14 protein-coding genes and 1 tRNA gene are annotated in these 21,653 nt (G+C 39.4%); all 15 read right to left on the minus strand.

From position 1 onward, the window contains the following. Positions 1–43: 43 nt before the first annotated feature. The 15 genes from BST92_RS02775 to ftsZ all read right to left on the minus strand — a co-directional run bounded on the left by BST92_RS02775 (position 44) and on the right by ftsZ (position 21,631). A complete protein-coding gene (locus BST92_RS02775; RefSeq protein WP_010178186.1) occupies positions 44–460 on the minus strand; it encodes a Fur family transcriptional regulator in 417 nt (138 codons plus the stop codon). Between the two features lie 10 nt (positions 461–470). Then, a complete protein-coding gene (locus BST92_RS02780; RefSeq protein ID WP_105070081.1) occupies positions 471–1,694 on the minus strand; it encodes an efflux RND transporter periplasmic adaptor subunit in 1,224 nt (407 codons plus the stop codon). A gap of 1 nt (position 1,695) precedes the next feature. After that, positions 1,696–6,093 (minus strand): CusA/CzcA family heavy metal efflux RND transporter, encoded by a 4,398-nt coding sequence (locus BST92_RS02785; RefSeq protein WP_105070082.1) that lies wholly within the window; start codon positions 6,091–6,093, stop codon positions 1,696–1,698. A gap of 118 nt (positions 6,094–6,211) precedes the next feature. Next, on the minus strand, positions 6,212–6,529 hold the full coding sequence (locus BST92_RS14915) for a DUF6660 family protein (protein WP_146105087.1): 318 nt from the start codon (positions 6,527–6,529) through the stop codon (positions 6,212–6,214). A 46-nt stretch (positions 6,530–6,575) separates the two neighbouring features. Then, the gene (locus BST92_RS02790) at positions 6,576–8,318 is read right to left on the minus strand and encodes an efflux RND transporter periplasmic adaptor subunit (RefSeq protein ID WP_105070083.1); all 1,743 of its coding nucleotides are present in this window, start codon (positions 8,316–8,318) and stop codon (positions 6,576–6,578) included. Positions 8,319–8,322: 4 nt separating this feature from the next. Continuing rightward, complete coding sequence (locus BST92_RS02795; protein ID WP_211292427.1) at positions 8,323–8,811, minus strand: DUF305 domain-containing protein; 489 nt, start codon at positions 8,809–8,811, stop codon at positions 8,323–8,325. A 23-nt stretch (positions 8,812–8,834) separates the two neighbouring features. Continuing rightward, positions 8,835–11,348, minus strand: coding sequence for a heavy metal translocating P-type ATPase (locus tag BST92_RS02800; protein WP_105072186.1), 2,514 nt, complete (start codon positions 11,346–11,348; stop codon positions 8,835–8,837). Between the two features lie 2 nt (positions 11,349–11,350). Then, on the minus strand, positions 11,351–12,577 hold the full coding sequence (locus tag BST92_RS02805) for a permease (protein ID WP_105070084.1): 1,227 nt from the start codon (positions 12,575–12,577) through the stop codon (positions 11,351–11,353). Between the two features lie 7 nt (positions 12,578–12,584). After that, positions 12,585–13,094, minus strand: a complete 510-nt coding sequence (locus BST92_RS02810; protein WP_105070085.1) for a DUF3347 domain-containing protein — start codon at positions 13,092–13,094, stop codon at positions 12,585–12,587. Positions 13,095–13,109: 15 nt separating this feature from the next. After that, complete coding sequence (locus tag BST92_RS02815; protein ID WP_105070086.1) at positions 13,110–14,411, minus strand: TolC family protein; 1,302 nt, start codon at positions 14,409–14,411, stop codon at positions 13,110–13,112. Next, positions 14,408–18,193 (minus strand): efflux RND transporter permease subunit, encoded by a 3,786-nt coding sequence (locus BST92_RS02820; protein ID WP_105070087.1) that lies wholly within the window; start codon positions 18,191–18,193, stop codon positions 14,408–14,410. Before BST92_RS02820 ends, BST92_RS02815 begins: the two co-directional genes overlap by 4 nt. A gap of 142 nt (positions 18,194–18,335) precedes the next feature. Beyond that, positions 18,336–18,755 (minus strand): HYC_CC_PP family protein, encoded by a 420-nt coding sequence (locus BST92_RS02825; RefSeq protein ID WP_105070088.1) that lies wholly within the window; start codon positions 18,753–18,755, stop codon positions 18,336–18,338. Positions 18,756–18,961: 206 nt separating this feature from the next. Next, a tRNA-Arg gene (locus BST92_RS02830) sits at positions 18,962–19,035 on the minus strand. A 9-nt stretch (positions 19,036–19,044) separates the two neighbouring features. Further along, positions 19,045–19,491 carry a GatB/YqeY domain-containing protein gene (locus BST92_RS02835; protein ID WP_105070089.1) on the minus strand — a complete coding sequence of 149 codons (447 nt, stop codon included), beginning with the start codon at positions 19,489–19,491 and terminating at the stop codon, positions 19,045–19,047. Between the two features lie 136 nt (positions 19,492–19,627). Further along, complete coding sequence (gene ftsZ / locus BST92_RS02840; protein ID WP_105070090.1) at positions 19,628–21,631, minus strand: cell division protein FtsZ; 2,004 nt, start codon at positions 21,629–21,631, stop codon at positions 19,628–19,630. Between the last annotated feature and the right edge of the window lie 22 nt (positions 21,632–21,653).

Here is a 21,653-nt window from a genome sequence, read left to right on the forward strand (position 1 = left end):
TTTTTATAAAAGTAGTTTAATAACTAGTGCAACAGAAGTGCATTTATTGCCCACTACATTTCTCGCATATTCCCTTTACAACAAGGTTTACATCTTCGGCTATATAGCCGTCAGGTACTTTGATTTGTGGAATTTTATGTTCCGTAAGACATACTGTTTCATTGCAATTGTTACAATGAAAATGTAAGTGTAAATCTTGTTCAATCTCACAGTTACAACCCTTTTCGCACAAGGCATACTTTGAAATGCCTGTGCCATCATCTATTTGGTGTACAATTTTCTTTTCTTCAAAGGTTTTGAGCGTACGATATAGTGTGGTGCGTTCCGCTTTCGCGAAAGCGGACTCAATATCTGTTAGTGCTACTGCAATTTCCTTTTCAGCCAAATACTTATAAATCAAAATGCGCATCGCCGTAGGACGTACTTGATAATTTTCTAATGTTTTTTCTATTTCTGTCATTTGATACTTTTTAATGGCTATGTTCTGCTTCTCCTTTTTTCATTTCTGCCATTAGGTAATAGGCATTATTCATAGCATATTGCTCATCTTTTTTATTTGGTCCTAAAAAGCTAACGGCTACCCAATCTCCATCTTTTGCTCCTGTTACAATTTCTATAGGAACAAAGCTCCAGTCATTACCTTCTTTCATCGCCTTAAAAACAAAAGCTTTTTCTCCTTCAATAGAAATTGCACTTTCTGGAAATGCCGTGGTGGTTGCATTATCTGTTTGGATACGTCCTTGAATATACATTCCGGGAATAAGGTTTCCAGCCTTATTTTCTATTTCCGCGTGCACGTGCAATGCTTTTGGGTTTTCCTCAAAAGTTTTGCTTATCGAGTAAATTTCTGCTGAGAGTTGTTTTCCAGGAATGGACTGGACATTGAACGTTACTTTTTGTCCTTTCTCAATTTTATAGACATCTTTTTCAAAAACCATCAAATCTGCGTGTACGTGAAGCGTGTTTACTATATCCATTAAGTCTGTTTGTGGCTCTACATACTGACCGGTTTTTATTTCTACTTTTTGCACAAATCCTTCAATGGGACTGCGTAGCGCTACACGCTGATAAATCGTTCCATTTCTGACACCTGAAGCATTTATGTTAAGTTGTTTTAACTGAGCTTCCAGACCATTTACCATCGCGAGCGAGGCTTTGTATTCGGCTTCTGCACTTTGAAAATTAGCACCGCTACCTACACCAGCATCATAAAGGGTTTTCTGTCTGTCAAAAGATTTTTTAAGAAACTGACTATTGCTGTATGCGTTAAGATACATCGTTTGTTTCTCAATAATGCTGGGATGTGATATGTAGGCAACAACTTGCCCTTTCTTAACTTCATTTCCTTCTATAACCTCGATAGAAACGACGTTTGCACCTATTACAGTTGTAATAGTTGCCTCATTTTGTGGTGGCACTTCTAGCTGTCCATTAGCCTCTACATAACCATTCATACTGCGCGTTTGTAATGTATCTATAGACATCTGCAAAGCCTCGAACTGTCTTGTAGTCAACATTACTTCTTCGCCTTCAGCGTGATTTTCTTCATTATGTTCACCATCGCTATGTTTAGATTCAGATTCCGAATGTTCATCACCCTTTTTAGACGTTTCATTTTTTGTGTCTCCACAAGCTGTCATTGTGATAACAATCAATAGCAGCCCAATCCATTTATATGTTTTTAAGTTTTTCATTTTATAAGGTATAATATTCAAGTTTGAACAATGCAGTTAAATACTGGTCTAGCGCTTCTAGCGCATCCATTTCTGTTTGTATGGCATCACGAATAATCTGGGTAAATGCAGCGTAGTCTACCGCACCTTCTCGATAAGCCAGTAATGCTCCTTTACGTTGCTCTTTTGCAAGTGGTAAGGATTCATTTTTGTAAAATTGCCAAGCTTCTTCCCACTTCTGATAGGCTTGAACCGCTTGTTGATATTCTGATTCAATCTGTCGCTCTTTAAAATCTGCATTAGTGCTGACTATTTGGCTTTCAATTTTTGCAGCTTTAGCTCGACTTCTATCGGAACCAGAAAAAAGAGGTATGGATATACCTGCTTGATAGGTATAAAACCCACTATTTCCATTTACTTGCTGTATGCCGCCTTGTAAATTAAATGTAGGTAACAAATTTGCCCGTGCTACATCATAATTAGCTTCGGCTTCATCCACACGCTTTCGCGAAAGCAATAATTCTGGATGCTCATTTAAATCCTTATTATAATTAAAACCAAGGACATTAGATTGATAGTCATCGGGCACCGTATAAATAATCTCCGAACCTAACCAAAGATTTAGTTTCTGCAATGCTATGCTATAATCTCGTTGTGCTTGATGATATTTATTTTTAATTTGCAATGCTTGATTTTTTGCAGAAGCAAATTCTAATCGTGAGATGGCTTCTACTTCCAAATTTAGTTGGACTGCTTTTGAAAACTGACTGTAAATCGAGTCTAGTTCCTTGTACAATTTCATCTTACGTTTTTGCTGAAAAGCTTCTGACCACGCATTTTTTACCTCTTGAGTAACTTGAAGTTCGGTAAGATTATAAGCCGCTTCAGCTAGAGCGATACGTTGTTTTTGCAATCGCTTTTTTGCGCCAATACCTAGTAAATCAATATTTTGCTGTCCGATTCCTAATAAGGTATAAATTCCCTGACCATTTGCTACTTCTTCTCCACCAGTAAAAACTTGTGTACTTCCCAATTCGTAAGCACTAGCCTTGAGCACATTTTGACGTCGTATTTCTAATTTACCAGTTTGCAATGATGGGTAATTCTTTTTTGCAAGAACTACAGCACTATCTAGGGCAATCTCTGGATAGCCTTGTTGCTGCAAAATAGTTGTATCCAATCTTCTCGTCATTTCTTGTGCTCTTGCACTTGGTATGAAAAAGAACAAACAGAGAACTGCTGTGGCAGTTACATAATGTGGATTGAGCTTCATTTTGCGTTCCGAACGCTTTTCTACCCATTGATAAAATATAGGAAGAATAAAAAGTGTAAGTAAGGTAGAGGTCAATAATCCACCTATAACTACGGTTGCAAGTGGCCGTTGTACTTCTGCACCAGCAGATGATGATATGGCCATAGGCAAAAACCCAAGAATATCTGTAAATGCGGTAAGCATAATAGGTCGTATCCTGCGCTTTGTTCCTTCTACAATTCTGTCTCGTAAGTTTGTGACACCTTCTTCTTTTAATTCATTAAGACCGCTTATCATTACAAGTCCATTGAGGACCGCAACCCCAAAGAGCACAATAAAACCAACACCTGCCGAAATACTAAATGGCATATCACGTAACCATAGTGCAAATACACCACCTATAGTTGCCATAGGAATTGCGAGATAAATCATTAACGTCTGCGGAAATGATTTTAAGGCAAAATAGATAAGTATAAAAATAAGTAGGAGCGCAATAGGCACGACGGTTTGCAATCGATTACTAGCACGTTCCAAATTCTCAAAAGCACCACCATAGCGCAAGAAGTAACCAGATGGTAATTCAAATTGCTCATCCAGTCTCACTTGTATATCCTCTACAACAGATTTTACATCACGACCTCTAATATTAATACCTACATAGGTTCTTCTATTTGTATTGTCGCGACTTATTTGCATAGGTCCAGGTTCATAAGAAACGTTTGCCACTTCCTTTAAAGGGATTTGAGCTCCTGAAGGTAAATTGATAAATAGATTTTGAATGTCATTGATGCTAGTTCTGTTTTCAGCTTTTAATCGCACAACAAGGTCAAATCTTTTTTCTCCTTCAAATATGACACCTGCTTTACCACCAGCAAATGAGGCTTGTACCACGCTATTAAGCTGATTGATTTCTAATCCATATTGCGCTAGTTTATTCCGATTGTAGTTTACAGTTATTTGAGGCAAGCCGTCTGTTGCTTCCACCTTCATATCTGCCACACCAGGAACGCTTGCAATAATTCTACCCATCTCTTCGGCTTTGCTAGCCAGTATATCTAGGTCTTCGCCAAAAAGCTTTATAGCAACATCTTCACGCACACCTGTGAGCAACTCATTAAATCGCATTTCTATAGGTTGAGTGAATTCAAAATTTACACCAGGCACAATGCTCACGGCTTCCTTCATTTTATCCAGCAGTTCTTCTTTTGAACTAGCAGATGTCCACTCGTCACTAGGTTTTAAAATCACAAATACATCTGCAATGTCCATAGGCATTGGGTCTGTAGGAACATCTGCAACACCTATACGGCTTATGATGGTTTTTACCTCTGGAAACTCAGATTTTACAATACGTTCAATCTTTGTTGTGGTTTCGATAGTTTCAGTAAGTGAACTTCCCGGTTTTAAAATAGCGTGAAATGCTAAATCACCTTCATCTAATTGTGGTATAAATTCTCCACCCATTCTTGTAAAAGCAAAAATGGCAACCGCAAAAAGTGCAACGGCAACACTTACAATTATCTTTCCTTTGCTTAGGGATTTAGTGAGAAGCGGTTCGTACTTACGTTCTACCCAATGGACTAATTTATCTCCGTATGATTTTTTATCGTTCTTAGGCACTCGTAAGAATAATGCCGAAACCATTGGGACATAAGTAAGACACAATATCATTGCACCTATCATTGCAAAAATGAATGTGAGCGCCATAGGCTGAAACATTTTACCTTCAACTCCTTCTAGAGCTAGAATAGGAAGAAACACAATAAGTATGATGAGCTGACCAAAAAAGGCTGCATTCATCATTTTTTTGGATGCCTTTGCAGCTATTTCGTCATTAAGTGATTTTCTGTTTTCCGCTTTCGCGAAAGCGTCACTCTTATCAACTTCCTGTTTTTTAACGATGTATGAATACATCAAAAAAACGGTGGCTTCTACAATGATTACAGAGCCATCTACAATGATTCCAAAATCAATAGCTCCTAAGCTCATTAAGTTTGCCCATACATCAAAAACGTTCATCAAAATGAATGCAAAAAGAAGAGATAGTGGAATGGTAGAGGCCACAATAAGACCACCACGCCAGTTTCCTAATAAGAGCACTAATACAAAAATCACTATTAGTCCACCTTCCAGTAAATTACCAGTTACCGTTCCAGTAGTTTCTGCAATTAATTCACTACGGTCTAGAAATGGAACAATGCTCACGCCTTCTGGTAGAGATTTTTGAATTTGCTTCATTCGAGTCTTCACATTCTCGATAACCTCATTAGAGTTTGCTCCTTTGAGCATTAGAATCATTCCGCCTACGGCTTCGCCTTTACCGTCCTTAGTTAGTGCACCATAACGTACAGCACTTCCTATATTCACTGTCCCTACATCTTTAACTTTGATAGGAATACCATTAACGGTTTTTACTACCATATTCTCAATGTCAGAAGTAGTTCTTGCTAGACCTTCGCCACGTATAAAGTTTGCTTGATGATTACGCTCTATATAAGCGCCTCCCGTATTTTGATTGTTGTTTTCTAAGGCAGAAAAGACGTCAGATATTGTGATACCTATGGCACGGAGCTCATTAGGATCTACAGCCACCTCATATTGCTTTTGATTACCACCAAAGGCATTGACTTCTACCACACCTGGCACCATAGACATCTGGCGACGTACAATCCAGTCTTGTATCGTACGCAGTTCTGTTGCGGTATATGTATCACGCATTTTATCATCTACCTCAAGGGTATATTGATAAATCTCTCCTAATCCAGTAGATATAGGCCCCATTGCTGGTTCTCCAAATCCTGCTGGTATCTGTTCTTGTACTTCGGGCAGTTTTTCGGCAACTAACTGTCGTGGTAAATAGGTGCCAATATCGTCATCGAATACGATAGTAACCACTGATAGCCCAAAACGAGATACAGAGCGTATCTCTTGAACATTAGGTAAATTACTCATCGAAATTTCGACAGGATAGGTTACAAATTGCTCAATATCTTCAGTCCCTAGATTAGGTGATTGAGTGATTACCTGTACTTGGTTATTTGTAATATCGGGCACAGCATCAATAGGTACTTGTGTCATACTCCATATACCTGCACCGATAAGTACAAATGTGAGTAACCCAATAATAAATTTATTATTGATTGAAAAATCAATGATTTTATTAATCATATAATTGTGGTATTAATTCAGTTAATAAATGGGTGTACGCTTTCGCGAAAGCGAAAACATATAATATCTCCCAAAGGGAAACATCACTACAGGATATAGCTATCCTATAAAAACTGAATTATGCCCGTGGTGGTTGGAATAGGGAAAGGGAAATATCCTTACCTATACTGTCAAAATAAACTGTAGAAAGTTTATAGTCTGCAGGATGGTATAGGTCTAAGACATTTAACCCAAAATCCAACGTGTGAACGTGACAGCAATGACAATGACAAAAAGGAGAACACATATCAAGTAGGTTGTGGTCGTGATCGTCAGTATCATTTTGTGATAATTCTATTTGCGTGCTATACTCAGAAGAGTCAACATTTGCATCACTACAAGGCGCAAAATTAAGCGCGAGCAGATAAAATGAGAATATGAGCGTAAAAATTTTCACAACACAAAGATAACAGAATTATAATGCAACTGGTGTGCAAAGGTTTTTATTTGATTTCCTCAATAACACTACCACAAGTAAGCATCGCATCGCCATAATAAGGATTGCGTATGTCCTTTTCAGCACTTAGCCAGACCGCGCCTTTATTATTATTGGCCATTGGACACTTCTGAACGTATAGCATCTCATCGGTTCCATTTATACTCATCGCAATGGGCACCATATTTTCATTTAATATCACAAAATGGTCGCGTTTATTTTCAAGATCGTCATTCGTTGCAATGGCGTCAAGCATTTCGATACTTTTCTTGATATGTGATTGTTCCATACTACCGAGACTCTTAATATCTACGGATTTTAAGGATACTGATGTCGCTTTCGCGAAAGCGGAAACCTGATTTGCGTCGCTTGCTACCAAAGCATCTTTCATCTGTAAATACGGCTTGAGGGCCTTTTTAAATTGCTTTTGAAAATTCTCTGTAAATTCCATTTTCATTTGAGACATAGGCATCTCAGATGCCTGTTCTTTTCCCTGATTCATCATAGATTTTTTGCCTTGTAGCTGGGCTGTTGCGTCTACTGTAAAGGTTCCGTTTGTCACAATCTCGTCGCCAGTTTGTAAGCCTTCTATCACAGCATAATTTTCGCCATTTCGGTTTCCTATGGTCACTTCACGCATTTCAAAAACAGGTTCGTTGGGGTTGGTTTTTATATAGACCAGTGAGCGTTCGCCTGTCCACATTACGGCACTTGCAGGAACTGTTATTATTTCATTAGTCATCATCATTTCCCCTTTAAGTTTGCCAGTTACAAACATACCTGGTTTAAATAGGTCATCTGTATTTTTAAGGGTTGCTCTTACGGTAACCGTTCTTGTTGCATTGTTCAATATCGGGTCAATAAAAGAAACCGTGGCGTCAAATTCTTTATCGGCATAGGCATTGGTTACTACCTTTATTTTCTGACCTACTTTTAAATCTGAAATCTGATTTTCATAGGCGTCAAATTCTGCCCAAACTGAATTTAGATTGCTTACCTTCAAAATGGGTTGACCTTGTTTTACATAGTCGCCTTCACGTGCCATCACTTCTGAAACCGTTCCTGAAACGGTGGCATAAATTGGAAAATTATCTCGCACTTTTCCTGAAGTCTCAATCGCATTAATTTGGGCTTCTGAAAGTTTCCATAGTTTCAATTTGTTGCGCACTGCTTTATACAGTTCAGGCTGCGATTCTTTTAATGAAGCGGTTGTGAGCAATTCTTGCTGTGCAGCGACCAAATTTGGCGCATAAATTGTAGCCAGCAATTGACCACGATTTACTTTTTGGCCTTCATAATTGACATTCAAACGCTCAATACGCCCATCGAAATAGCTTGCTTGTATAGCGTTGTTTTCTTCGTTGGTCGCGATTTTGCCGGAAAGCGTAATCATTCCATCGTCTTCTGATATAGTGCCATTACCCACAATAGTAGTTTGAATGTTGGCCAGCGCCATTGCGTTCTCTGTCATTTTAATCTCATTCATTGCAAGACCATCTGCACCAGATTCAGCAGGTATCAAGTCCATTCCACATATAGGGCAGTCGCCTGGTTCGGGCTGCATAATCTGTGGGTGCATTGAGCAGGTCCACATTTGGTTTGGCGACTCGCCAGAATGGTCGTGGGTATCTGACATTTCAGAAACGCCCTTGTTTGCCTTGGCATCACTACCTGAACTACCAAAAATGAGCCATCCACCTAGTAGTCCCACGATTAGTGCAAGTGCGATATATAAAATGTTCTTGTTCATACTATTATTTCTCGTTTTGTAAACGTTCGATCATCGCATTCATTTCTTCAATCTCTTTTCGTTGTGCTTTGATAATTTCCTCTGCAAGTTTTTTTACTTCTGGATCTTGTATATCTGCACGCTCACTGGTTAAAATTGCTATTGAATGGTGTGGTATCATTGCTTTCATCCAGAGTATATCGCCTACAGTAGATTTTTGCTCACGCACTAATCCTAAAGCTCCCAGAAATAACACGGCACTTCCCACCAAAATGGCAATATTCTTCTTCTTATTTTTATACATATTAAGCATAAATAATAGCATTATTACAGCCATAGTAGAAATACCTAAACAGACCATATAAAATCGAGTAAGACTAAATCTTACGTGATCAAATTCATAAGTATTTAAATACATTGTAATGTACATTGCTATAAATGATGCTCCCAGCATCAAGAAAAACTTAGTGTACTGGCTCATTCCTTCTTTGTTGTTGTGTTCGTTTGAATTCATAATTTTTGGTTTTTAAGTTATTTTTAATTAATCGATTTTGTTCTTAATCTAAGTGCGTTTGCTATTACTGAAACGGAACTAAAACTCATTGCCAAAGCTGCAATCATAGGCGATAATAGAATTCCGAAAAATGGGAATAATACACCTGCCGCAATCGGTACACCCAGCGTGTTGTATATCATAGCAAAAAATAGATTCTGCTTGATGTTCCGCATAACTTTGTGGCTAAGGTTTCTTGCTTTTACGATACCGTGCAAATCGCCCTTTACCAAGGTTATCATCGCGCTTTCTATAGCGACATCTGTTCCTGTACCCATTGCGATACCCACATCACTTTTAGCCAGAGCAGGTGCGTCGTTTATACCATCGCCTGCCATCGCTACTACTTTGCCTTGCTCTTGTAGTTTCTTAACCTCGTCCAGTTTGTTTTCAGGTAGCATACCCGCTTTGAAGTCGGCGAGATTGAGTTCGCTGGCTACCGCTTGGGCGGTGTCTTGATTATCTCCCGTAAGCATTATCACTTCGATGCCTTTATTCTGTAATTCTTTGATTGCTTTGGCGCTCGTTTCTTTTATTTTATCGCCTATTACCACATAACCTGAAACTTCGCCATCAATGGACAAATAAGAAACCGTTTTTCCCTGTTTCTGAAAGGATTGTGCTTCGGTTTCCATTTCAGGTGATAGCTTGGCATTTGCATATTCCATCATTTTATCGTTTCCTAAATCGAGCTTCTTGCCCTCAACTGTTCCTTCTACGCCTTTTCCAGTTACTGCGCTAAAGTTTTCAGTTTTTGATATTTCGACTTTCTGCTCCTTTCCATATTTCACGGTGGCTTCGGCAAGGGGATGCTCACTGGAACTGTTTAGGGATGCGATAAGATGTAGAATTTCGCTTTCGCGAAAGCGAGATTCATCAAACGACCCAACTTTCTCAACCGTAGGTTTTCCTTCGGTAATGGTTCCGGTCTTATCTACGATAAGGGTGTCCACTTTGTCCATTTTCTCTAAGGCTTCGGCATTTTTAATCAAGACACCATTTTGTGCTCCTTTACCAACACCTACCATAACGGACATAGGCGTTGCCAATCCCAATGCGCAAGGACAGGCAATAATCAATACGGCAATGGCATTTACCAACGCATAAACATAAGCTGGCTCTGGACCCCATATTGCCCAGACAATAAAGGTGATGACCGCAATGATAACCACTACAGGTACAAAATAGCCTGAAACAGTATCTGCCAGTTTCTGAATGGGTGCACGACTACGACTGGCATCGTTGACCATATGTATGATTTGGGAAAGCAAGGTTTCGCTACCTACTTTTTCGGCTTCCATCAAGAAAGATTGATTCCCATTAATGGTACCGCTACTTACTTTGTCATCTACAGTTTTATTAACTGGGATAGGCTCACCCGAAATCATTGATTCATCAACGGTAGTTTCGCCTTCGGTAATTTTGCCATCCACAGGGATTTTATCTCCTGGCTTTACTCGTAGTATATCTCCTTTTTCAATTTGGTCAATGGAAACTTCTTCCTCATTTCCATCGACTACACGTACTGCTTTGTTAGGTGCAAGTTTCAAGAGTTCCTTAACTGCTGAATTAGTTTTGCTATGCGCACGGGCTTCCAAAACCTGACCCATCAATACCAACGTGAGAATCACGGTAGCGGCTTCAAAATACACGTGAACCGCACCGGATTCTGTCTTAAATTGCTCAGGGAAAAAGTCTGGAAATAGCATCCCGAAAACACTGAATAACCACGCCACGCCCGCACCTATACCGATTAACGTAAACATATTGAGATTCCACGTTTTGATACTTCGGTAGGCACGTTCAAAGAACATCCAAGTGGCATAAAACACTACTGGAATGGAAAGCCCAAACTGAATCCAGTTCCACCATTTCTGTTCCATTACATCGTATAGCGGATTGTTGGGAATCATCTCGCTCATAGCGATTAAGAAAATAGGAAGCGTAAAAGCTACTGCTATCCAAAATTTCTTAATCAGCTTATTGTAGGTTTTTTCTTCTGCTGATAAATCAGGTTCCATCGGCACTAAATCCATTCCGCAAATTGGACAAGCTCCAGATTCGTCTTTTACGACTTCTGGGTGCATTGGGCAGGTCCATTGTTCTGAAGTCGTTGCTGACAAATTTTGTTCTTCGACTAAATCCATTCCGCATACTGGACAATCTCCTGGCTTGTCGTAGGTTTTGTCGCCTTCACAATGCATTGGACAGTAGAAGGTTCCTGTTCCTTTGCCTTTAGGTTTTTGCTTTTTCACGGAAGCGGAATCATCTTTATGATGATGCTCGCCCGGTTTGTGAATACTGTATGAACCGCCATCTTCTTTCAATGCTTTCTGAAATGTGTCTATTGGAATATGGGATTCCATTTCGATAGTTGCCTCTTCTTTTTCTAAATTGACCGAAGCATTGATTACACCTTCCACTTTAGAAAGTGTCTGCTCAACGTGATTTCTACAACCATTGCAGGTCATCCCTTGTATGTGATAGGTGTGTTTCATTTTTATTGAATTATGAATTTTATAATCAAACCTCCTGCAAGCCATACATAACAAATGAATGCTGCATATTTTAAGATGGTTTCCAACAATTGGCTTTTTGGTGCCATCTCGCTCATAGAATGCTCCACGTCTTTTTTCTTATAAAAACCCAGGTAAATTAGGTAGGCCGAAATAGCAAGAAAGGTAATGTTCAAAAAGAAGGTGTAGTCAATCTTAAAATGTTCTTTATCCTGAATTTTTACCTGCGATGGGTCTGGCAGTATACTAAGCAAGTCGAAACTATAGTGTAGTGCCAGTGATGTACCAATCAAAGCCGTAAACAGCAGGAATAATATGAACAATGACATCTTCCATCCGTAATATTTTGCATTGATTCGCAATACGGGAAATACGACCAAATCGCTAAAAATAAATGCCATAACCCCTGCAAAACTTACGCCCTTACCAAAGAGTAAAGCTGCCAAAGGAATATTACCCATTGAGCCGATAAACGTCAAAAACGCAGCAACAGGTCCGACCACGATATGTTCCAGAATTTCGAGAAAAGTAAAATCTGTATTGCCTTGACCACTATTGATGAACAAGGTCTGAAAAAAGGAATCGGGAACGAATGCCGCTACGATTCCAGCAATGGTAAAGCCTACGGTTACGTCTTTCCAGACCATCTGCCATTCCATCTTATATTTTTTAGCCACACGCGCCCAGCTCTCTTCCTTTTTAATCTGTTTTTTCCAATTCTTGGAATCGTCCATCGCATCATCCTCTTCACTTTCAAGATTTTTTCGTGCTTTCTCAATAAGCTTTTTAGGATTGATAATGCGAATCAAAATCCAGCAAATGAGGATTAGCATTATTCCACCTACATACTCGCCCACAACAAATTGCCATCCCAGAAAAATGGAAATGATGATACCCAATTCAATTACGAGATTGGTCGATGCCAGTAGATACGCTATGGAAGATGAAAAACTTGCACCTTTCTTGAAGATGGATTTAGTTCCCGCCAGCGCGGCAAAGCTGCACGAGCTACTTATAAAGCCAAAAAATGTACCCAAGAGCATACTTTTGCCTTCCTTTTCTCCCATTGCTTTTTGCATCCGCTTTTCGGTTACAAAAATCTGTATCATACTACTGATGATGTAACCCAATATAAACGCCCATAATGCCATCCAGAAAAACCCGGTAGTCGTATAGGCCGCTTCGCCCCATTGTTTTAGAAAATCATTCATTTACATTTTATTTGATGGTTTCTGACACTTTTCCACATTTCAGCATCTTGTCGCCGAAGTAAGGATTACGTATTTCTCTTTCAGTTGATAACCAGTAACCGCCTTCGTTGTTAAAAGCCATTGGGCAAAACTGTTTATACACTTCTCCATTTTTGATAGATTCATCTACGATGGCAGTCATTTTCTCAGTAACGCTGGAAAAAATGGTACGTTGCTCTTCGATATCTCTTGCATCTGAAATTTTTGAAAGCATATTTTTCAATTGTGCGTCATCGGTATTTTCCATTAGCATTTTAGCACCTGATTTAGCCTCACTTACATCTGAATTTACCAAAGCTGTCTTGAGATGGATATAATGCCGAAACTGATTTTTCACATCAGGATTGCTAAAGGTTAATTCTGTCTTTGAGGTCTCAACAGTTTCCTCGTTAGCATTTTTTGTTTTCGCTTCGTTCTTACAAGCTATTAAGGTTGTGATAGCAATAACGGTAAGGACAGTTTTGAATAGTTTTTTCATAATTGAGATTTTAGATTATTGATTTATTAAATAGTTGATGATGGATTGTTTCGCGTAATACATCTGTACCGACTCTATCTGATTCATCTGAAATTTTAATTGCAGTTCCTGTATGTCCAGCACGTCATTAAAGTCTATAGTTCCCGTTTCATAATTCTTGATAAGAATTTGCTCGGCATCTTTCGCCTGCTTTAAATTTTTAGCTTGGGTATTAAATTTAATTCGGGCTTGGTTGCGTAGGGATATCGCTTTCGCGAAAGCGGATTCCAACACATTCAATCGTTCCTCTTTTTGAGTTTCGATTTCCTGTTGGCGTAACTCATTTTGCCTTGAAATGGACTTATATCGATTATTAAAAATGGGAATGGAAACCGAAACCATTGGCATCAACACATCCTTTCCATTGTCTATTGGGTTCATATCGGTACGCTCGCTTACGGGTAGGTAATCAATACCAAAACCAATCATTGGCAAACCTTCACGCTGATTGAGCAGTTCCGATTGTGCTACGGATTCGTATAATTTATCGTACTTGAGCAGTTCAGGATTGAGCGATAGTGCGTCTGTGCCGTATATAGGGTCATTCTCTGGTATTTTCATTGCTGCAACTATATCAACCGTCCTATTTTCATCCCGATTTAAGAGATTATTGAAGGTTGTTTGTTCAGCGCTAAATTCCTCTTCCAATACTTCTTTTTGTTGCTGCAATTCATTTTGACGAATCTGCAAACGCAATACATCTACCGCAGATGCCTTGCCTACTTCTACAGAGGTCAGGGCAAGTCGCTCATAGGTTTTTAATAGTTGGATATTCTCGTCAAGTACCTTTTGCTTTGCTCTTGTTTCATACAATCTGTAATAGGATTGCGCTACTGAAAGCGCCAATTTTCGTTTGGCGATCATTAATTCTACGTATTCGGCTTCGGCCATTGAAGTCGCATAATTTTCACGTGCGGTAACGGTTCCAAACCAAGGCAACATCTGTTTTACGCCTATCCGTGCTAGTTGTGCGCCCACCCTTGTTTCTGGCTCACTTACAAAATAACCTGCGCTTACTTCAGTATTGGGTAGCCAGTTTGCTTCATTGATTTTTTCTTCGGCAATATTGTAACGCAGTTCAAAAGCCTGAATTTCTGGGTTATTAGCTTCAGCTTCTTCAATATAGCTTTGTAGTTGTTGCGCCTGCCCGCCGATTGAAATCAGTCCAATGCTTATAATTAGTAGTGCGTTCAGGCGGGCTTTCGCACTTCGTCTTCGCTCAGCATAAACTTCAGCGGAAACAAACAAAAGACAGATTATGATTTTTATATTTTTCATTTGTTTGCTCTTTTAAGTTGGTATTCTTTTTTCCAGCTATATAAAACTGGTAAGAGAAAATAGGATGTGACGTCGATTATCATTCCGCCAAAAATTGGAATGGCCATCGGTATCATAATGTCGCTTCCCTTTCCTGTAGATGTGAGTACTGGCAATAATGCCAAAACCGTGGTCACGGTGGTCATCAAACAAGGACGTATGCGTTTGCCTGCTGCTTCCAATGTGGCGAGACGTATGCCTTTTTTACTGTCTGGCCCGTTGCTTTTGAAAGATTGGTCTAAATAGGTTGCCATTACAACACCATCATCAGTCGCAATACCGAAAAGGGCAATAAAACCGACCCAAACGGCCACACTTAAATTGATGGTTTTCATATTGAACAAGTCCCGTAGGTTCTCGCCAAAAAAGCTAAAATTGAAAAACCAATCCTGACCGTATAACCAAATCATTATGAAGCCACCTGCAAAGGCTACGGCGATTGCTGTAAAAACCATAAGCGACGTAGAAACCGACTTGAACTGGAAATACAAAATCAAGAAAATGACCAGCAAGCAAAGTGGCACAACTACCGATAACGTTTTTTCTGCTCGCAATTGATTTTCGTACGTTCCCGTAAATCGGTAACTGATTCCTTGTGGCACGACCAAATTGCCATTATCGATTTTCTGTTGAATGAGCGCTTGGGCATTTTCCACCACATCGACTTCGGCAAAACCATCAAGCTTATCAAACAGCACGTAGCCAATCAAGAAGGTGTCTTCACTTTTAATGACCTGCGGACCTTGCTCGTACCGAATATCCACTAGTTCGCCCAAAGGAACCGGACTTCCAGTTGATACCGGAACATAGATACTTTTTAAGTCTTCTGGATTTGCACGCAATTCCCGTGGATAGCGTACTCTTACACCATACCGCTCACGTCCTTCTACCGTTTGGGTAAGTGGCATACCGCCCACAGCTACTTGAAGTACTTCCTGAACATCCATTATTGAAATCCCATAGCGTGCCAACTGGTCTCGTTTAATGTCAATCAACAAATAAGGTTTACCCACGATGCGGTCTGCAAAAACGGCTTGTTCTTTGACACCTTCGGCTTGTTTTAGGATGTCTTCCAGTTGAAGTCCAAAGTTTTCTATGGTTTTTAAATCTGGCCCTTTCACTTTTATTCCCATAGGTGCACGCATTCCTGTTTGTAGCATCACGAGTCGTGTCTCGATGGGCTGCAACTTGGGCGCAGAAGTCACGCCTGGGAATTTGGTCACTTTTACGATTTCATTCCAAATGTCATCAGGACTGTTTATTTCGGGTCGCCAGTTTCGGTAGTATTCGCCATCGTCGTCTTCAATCAAATCATTGCGTGTTGCGGTTGTCTTCAATTTTGAAGCCTCATAATTGGCATCTTCATCAACTTTATTATTCGGGTTGATAATGAACTTGTCATTTTTCAGCACAAATAGACCATCATCGTTTACACGGTAGCGTTGTCTTTCTCCATTCCCATTTCGCATATATTCAGACTTGTACTGAATCACGTTTTCATACATTGAGAGTGGCGCAGGGTCGAGGGCAGATTCTGTCCTTCCCGCTTTTCCAACTACGGTTTCAATTTCTGGTATGCTCGCCACAGCCATATCGAGCTGTTGCAAGACACGCTTGTTCTCTTCGACACCAGCGTGCGGTAAGGATGTCGGCATTAAGAGGAATGAACCTTCATTGAGCGCAGGCATAAATTCCTTCCCAGTGTTACGCATTATGACCACACCTAAAATCAGCACCGTGGTTGGAACAATTAAAAACAGGTATCGGTTTTGTAGTGCCCAGCGCAAAATGCTATCATAGTATCTTCGGAAAACAGTAAATACACTAAGCAGTCCGAAGCAGATAATCGCTACAAAAATTAAATTCATTAGAATACTGCGGTCAAAACCAAGTGGTCGCCAGTATTCGGCTAACAGCACGACGATAGCAATACAGGAAATGATGATATTTACTACATTTTGATTGATGCTGAGCCCGTAGCCAGCAATGGTATGGTTGTATTCTTTTTTCGCTTTAAGCGAAAAGAGTAAACCACTACATCCAAAAGCTATCAAAATCAACCCAAGCCAGTAACCAAATACAAATGCAGAGATACCGAGTGCGATTAAAAGACCATTCAAAAGCAATTTAGATCGCTGGCGAATGTTTGTTTTTCTGAAAAGGAATGCGGCAAATGGCGGTATTAAAAACAGCGCGATTACAAGCGATGCAGAAAGTGCCATTGTCTTTGTAAAAGCCAATGGTCTGAAGAGTTTTCCTTCGGCACCTATCATTGTGAACACAGGTAGGAAACTGATAATTGTTGTGAGAACAGCGGTTAAAATTGCACCAGAAACTTCCGAAGTTGCATTGTAAATAATTTCGTTTGTGGTGTATGCCTGTCCATTTGCCTTAAGACGAAGTTTTTCATCTTCCAGATGCCTAATCATATTTTCGGCGAGTATGACGCCCACGTCCACCATTGTACCGATAGCAATGGCAATTCCTGACAAGGCAACAATATTGGCATCTACATTAAAGAGCTTCATTGTTATAAAAACCATTAAAACAGCAACAGGCAACAGACCAGAGATGAGTATGGATGCACGTAGATTGAACACCATTACGATGATGACCAAAATGGTTATCAGGATTTCAAGTGTAAGGGCTTCATTGAGTGTGTGAAGTGTTTCCTGAATAAGTTGGGTACGGTCGTAAAAGGGAACAATGGTCACTTGTGAAGTACGACCATCTCCCAAGGTTTTTGTGGGTAGTCCGGATGATAATTCCGCTATTTGGTCTTTTACATTATTGATGACTTCCAATGGGTTAGCACCATAACGAGCCACAACTACACCGCCTACCACTTCGGCACCTTCTTTATCTAAAATACCACGTCGCGTTTGTGGTCCCAAATGAACATTAGCGATGTCTTTGATTCGGATAGAAGTAAAATTTTCCGAAGCGACCACCGCATTTTCGATATCTGTAACAGATTTCACATACCCTAAACCACGAACCAGGTATTCGGCTTGATTGATTTCCAAGGTCTGCGCACCGATGTCTTGATTGCTTTCTTTAACAGCCTTTACAATATCGGTCAAACCGATGTTGTACTGTCGCATTTTTTCAGGGTCAACATCCACTTGGTATTCCTGGACGTAACCACCAATTGACGCCACTTCTGAAACACCGCTTGCCGAAGACAATCCGTATTTCACATAATAATCCTGTATGCTGCGTAATTCCTGTAAATCCCAACCGCCAGTTACGTTGCCGTCTTTGTCACGACCTTCCAGCGTGTACCAAAAGATTTGACCCAATCCCGTGGCGTCTGGACCCAATGCTGGGTTAACACCATCGGGTAATAAGTTTGCAGGTAGTGAATTGAGTTTTTCGAGAATACGGCTGCGTGACCAATAGAATTCTACATTTTCTTCAAAAATGATATAGATACTGGAAAAACCGAACATTGAAGAGCTTCGGATGGTCTTGACCCCAGGAATTCCCAACAATGAAGTTGTAAGTGGATAGGTAATCTGGTCTTCGATATCCTGGGGTGAACGCCCTTGCCATTTGGTAAAAACAATTTGCTGGTTTTCGCCAATATCAGGAATGGCATCCACGGCCACAGGATCAGTTGGTAAAATGCCTGTTTCCCAATTGAAGGGTGCGTTAACGATTCCCCAACCCACGAATAGGGCGAGTAGTATAACGGCAACAAGTTTGTTTTCTATGAGAAATTTTATGCTTTTATTTAGCATACGATATGATTATTAAACAGTTATAGAAATATGCTTTAGTTTGCTCACAGTACAAATGAGAAACAACAAAGCGTGCCCAAAACGAATGTATCGCTGGGCTTTTCCAGTTGCAATTAGATTACTACTGGTACTGTTTAATAAATCAAATTAAGAATGTCTGGTGCAATAGCTGCAAGTCCCGCCTAATAAATGGGGGCGAGTGGTCTAAGAAAGAGATCTCTTTAGATTTAGTTCCTTCAAAGAGACTAATATATGAGTAAGCAAAAGAGGCAACGAATATTTGTTGCTCAAAAGTAAGTTGTGAAAAATCCTGCTTTAAATCGTCCTGACCTTCAATAATCAATTGTTCATCTGAGCAACAAGATTTTTTAGAAATCATTGATTTAGAGCAACTCTTAGCAGGTTCAGCTTTTTCCATTCCGCAAGTCTTGACATCTTGGATGAATGAAAAATCTACTAACGTATCTCCACAATAATGCATATCCACAGTAAACGACATTGTGGTCAGTAGAACCACAACAGCCATTACCATTGCAATTGATTTGTGGATAATTTGTTTCATTTATACAAAGTTAAAAATTAATTTAACATTGAGGTTGTATTTAACGAAACATTGCTTTTTCACATAATTTTGTATTGCCTTAAAAATTATTAATAGTTCAAACCTTTATTTGTTTAAACATCAATATATTAATAGGAATCAAAGATCTTCAGGTAAAATAAAAAAGCTCTTTAAACAGTTCGTTTAAAGAGCTTTAGATGAAATTGTGACCACGACAGGATTCAAACCTGTGACCGCTGGAGCCGAAATCCAGTGCTCTATTCAGCTGAGCTACGTGGCCGTTTAAAGTCTATGTTAATTGATCCTTTACTATAGTGCTTATAGTTCTACCATCTGCCTTACCGGCTAGCTGTTGATTTGCCATTCCCATAACTTTTCCCATATCTTTCATTCCAGCTGCACCGGTTTGAGATATAATATCTGCTACTACTTTTGCAATCTCTTCCTCACTTAATTGCTCTGGCAAAAACTGTTCTAACACCGCAGCCTGTGCTAGTTCTGGTTGTGAAAGATCTTCTCTATCTTGTTCAGAAAAAATACGTGCACTATCCTTACGTTGCTTAACTAGCTTTTGAACTAGTTTAATCTCATCTTCTTCAGATAAATCACCATTATCACCAGATGTTTTTGCAAGCAATATTTCACTTTTTACCGCACGCAATGCTGCAAGAGCCGTTTGATCTTTTGCCTTCATGGCCTCTTTCATAGCGGTCATGATATCTTTTTCTAAACTCATAATATGTATTCTTTAAGATTATAAAAATAAGGCATATAATGACCTTACACAACAAACTGGATTTCAAAACAAATCATAAAAAAGCTCGAATTCTATTTAAAGAATTCGAGCCTATCGCTTTTAGGGAAAGCAATTATTAATCTACATTATCATGTAAAAATGAGTTATTGTTTGTTCTCAATTGTATATCATCATTTTCATCAGTAGAAAGTGTTGTTCTAGAACGATCAGACTCACTAGGCAATTCATCTAGCTGTACTCCATGTCTCTCAAAAGCGGGCTTTTTTTCTATTTCTTCTAGTCTATGTGAATTTTTAAATTTGAAGTTATAAGCATGCATTTTACGCTTACGTTCCTCGGCCCTAAGCACTAACATCTCATTGATAGGCAGATCTGTAAGATCAACATCTTCAGTAAGGTTTTCTTTAACTACATTACTATTTAAAGGCTCAGTAGGCTCAGTTTTAGTTACTATCTGTATTTTTTCTTCTGCAACTTGCGTTGGTTGCTTGCTTACAGGTTTTGCCTGGTTCATGGTTTCTTCCACCTCCATATAATCATCTAGTGAATACTTTGTGACACCGTTTGAAGAAACTTCTGTTACTGGTATTACATTTATAGGATCAATAACTTCTATATCTTCTAGATTATGTACAATCGGCTTTTCTGGTTCTATCGTTTCCTTATTAGAAACTGGCATATCAAAGTCTAGGAAAAATTGATCTTTCTCTTCTTCAACCTCTTCTTTTATAATTGAAACCTCAGGTTGCGCTTCTCTTATAACAAAATCTTCAGGTTTTACCTTATCCAGCACTTCTTCATAAACTACATTTAAATTAGAAATAAATTCTGTCGTAGGGATTAAAGTATTCTCTTCTTTAATGGCAGGCATTTCCGGTTCAGGCTCTTCCTCTCCTAAAGTGTGTATGATTTTAACAGGCTCAACTGGTTGTGGTGCTACAACAGGTGATGATGTATCCGCTTTCGCGAAAGCGTTATCCATATCTCCTGCAGTCTCAACACTGTCATCTATATCCATGATTACTTTTCCTGAAGCGGCATCAGTCGTTTTCTCTTGCAAAACAGCACTAGCGCGCTGCTCATCTTCTAAAGTATGGATGATACGTTTTGCCTCAGTATTTGAGATATCGTTTTGCTGTTCTTTATTAAATCCCGTAGCGATTACAGTAACCGAAATAGCATCACCTAATGACTCATCTTCACCTACACCCATGATAATATTTGCACCACCACCAGCTTCTGTCTGGATTAAATCGTTGATTTCACCTATTTCATCTATGGTAATTTCTTCTGACCCAGAAACGATTAGCAGCAATACATTTTTTGCTCCCGTAATTTTATTATCATTTAAAAGTGGTGAGTCTAGTGCTTTAATAATTCCTTCTTGGGCACGGTTTGCACCAGTGGACTGGGCACTTCCCATTATGGCTGTTCCAGAATTAGAAAGAACGGTCTTTGCATCACGCAAGTCAATGTTTTGCGTGTAGTGATGCGTTATAACCTCAGCAATACCACGCGAGGCAGTAGCAAGTACCTCATCTGCTTTTGAGAAACCTGCTTTAAAACCTAAGTTTCCATAAACTTCTCTAAGCTTATTATTATTAATTATTATTAAAGAATCTACCTGTGAACGGAATTTTTCTATTCCCAGTTGTGCTTGCTCGTTACGTACTTTACCTTCAAAATTAAAAGGTGTGGTAACGATTCCTACTGTAAGAATCCCCATCTCGCGTGATACTTGAGCAATCACTGGCGCAGCACCAGTTCCTGTTCCACCACCCATACCGGCGGTGATAAATACCATTTTAGTATTAGTATCTAACATACCTCGCAATTCTTCAATACTTTCTTGCGCAGCACGCTCACCTACCTCGGGATTTGCTCCAGCTCCTAGTCCTTCAGTTAAGGTCACACCTAGCTGTATTTTATTAGGCACTGGACTATTATCTAGCGCTTGTGAATCTGTATTACAGATTACAAAATCTACTCCTTTTATTCCTTGCTGGAACATGTGCTTGATGGCATTACTACCGCCACCACCGACACCTATTACTTTAATCACGTTAGACTTATTTAAAGGCAAGTCAAACGCTATACTGTTAAAATCTTCATTACTCATATCGCTGCTACTTTATGGTTTA

The sequence above is a fragment of the Nonlabens arenilitoris genome (assembly GCF_002954765.1).
Lineage (GTDB): Bacteria > Bacteroidota > Bacteroidia > Flavobacteriales > Flavobacteriaceae > Nonlabens > Nonlabens arenilitoris.

What these genes read in the sequence shown, in the direction of transcription:
- BST92_RS02835 (WP_105070089.1), bottom strand. Translation starts at nt 19,491, where the DNA reads ATGAGTTTAGAAAAAGATATCATGACCGCTATGAAAGAGGCCATGAAG.
- BST92_RS02785 (WP_105070082.1), bottom strand. Translation starts at nt 6,093, where the DNA reads ATGATTAATAAAATCATTGATTTTTCAATCAATAATAAATTTATTATT.
- BST92_RS02815 (WP_105070086.1), bottom strand. Translation starts at nt 14,411, where the DNA reads ATGAAAAATATAAAAATCATAATCTGTCTTTTGTTTGTTTCCGCTGAA.
- BST92_RS02810 (WP_105070085.1), bottom strand. Translation starts at nt 13,094, where the DNA reads ATGAAAAAACTATTCAAAACTGTCCTTACCGTTATTGCTATCACAACC.
- BST92_RS02800 (WP_105072186.1), bottom strand. Translation starts at nt 11,348, where the DNA reads ATGAAACACACCTATCACATACAAGGGATGACCTGCAATGGTTGTAGA.
- BST92_RS02780 (WP_105070081.1), bottom strand. Translation starts at nt 1,694, where the DNA reads ATGAAAAACTTAAAAACATATAAATGGATTGGGCTGCTATTGATTGTT.
- BST92_RS02795 (WP_211292427.1), bottom strand. Translation starts at nt 8,811, where the DNA reads ATGAATTCAAACGAACACAACAACAAAGAAGGAATGAGCCAGTACACT.
- BST92_RS02805 (WP_105070084.1), bottom strand. Translation starts at nt 12,577, where the DNA reads ATGAATGATTTTCTAAAACAATGGGGCGAAGCGGCCTATACGACTACC.
- BST92_RS02790 (WP_105070083.1), bottom strand. Translation starts at nt 8,318, where the DNA reads ATGAACAAGAACATTTTATATATCGCACTTGCACTAATCGTGGGACTA.
- BST92_RS02775 (WP_010178186.1), bottom strand. Translation starts at nt 460, where the DNA reads ATGACAGAAATAGAAAAAACATTAGAAAATTATCAAGTACGTCCTACG.
- ftsZ (WP_105070090.1), bottom strand. Translation starts at nt 21,631, where the DNA reads ATGAGTAATGAAGATTTTAACAGTATAGCGTTTGACTTGCCTTTAAAT.
- BST92_RS02820 (WP_105070087.1), bottom strand. Translation starts at nt 18,193, where the DNA reads ATGCTAAATAAAAGCATAAAATTTCTCATAGAAAACAAACTTGTTGCC.
- BST92_RS02825 (WP_105070088.1), bottom strand. Translation starts at nt 18,755, where the DNA reads ATGAAACAAATTATCCACAAATCAATTGCAATGGTAATGGCTGTTGTG.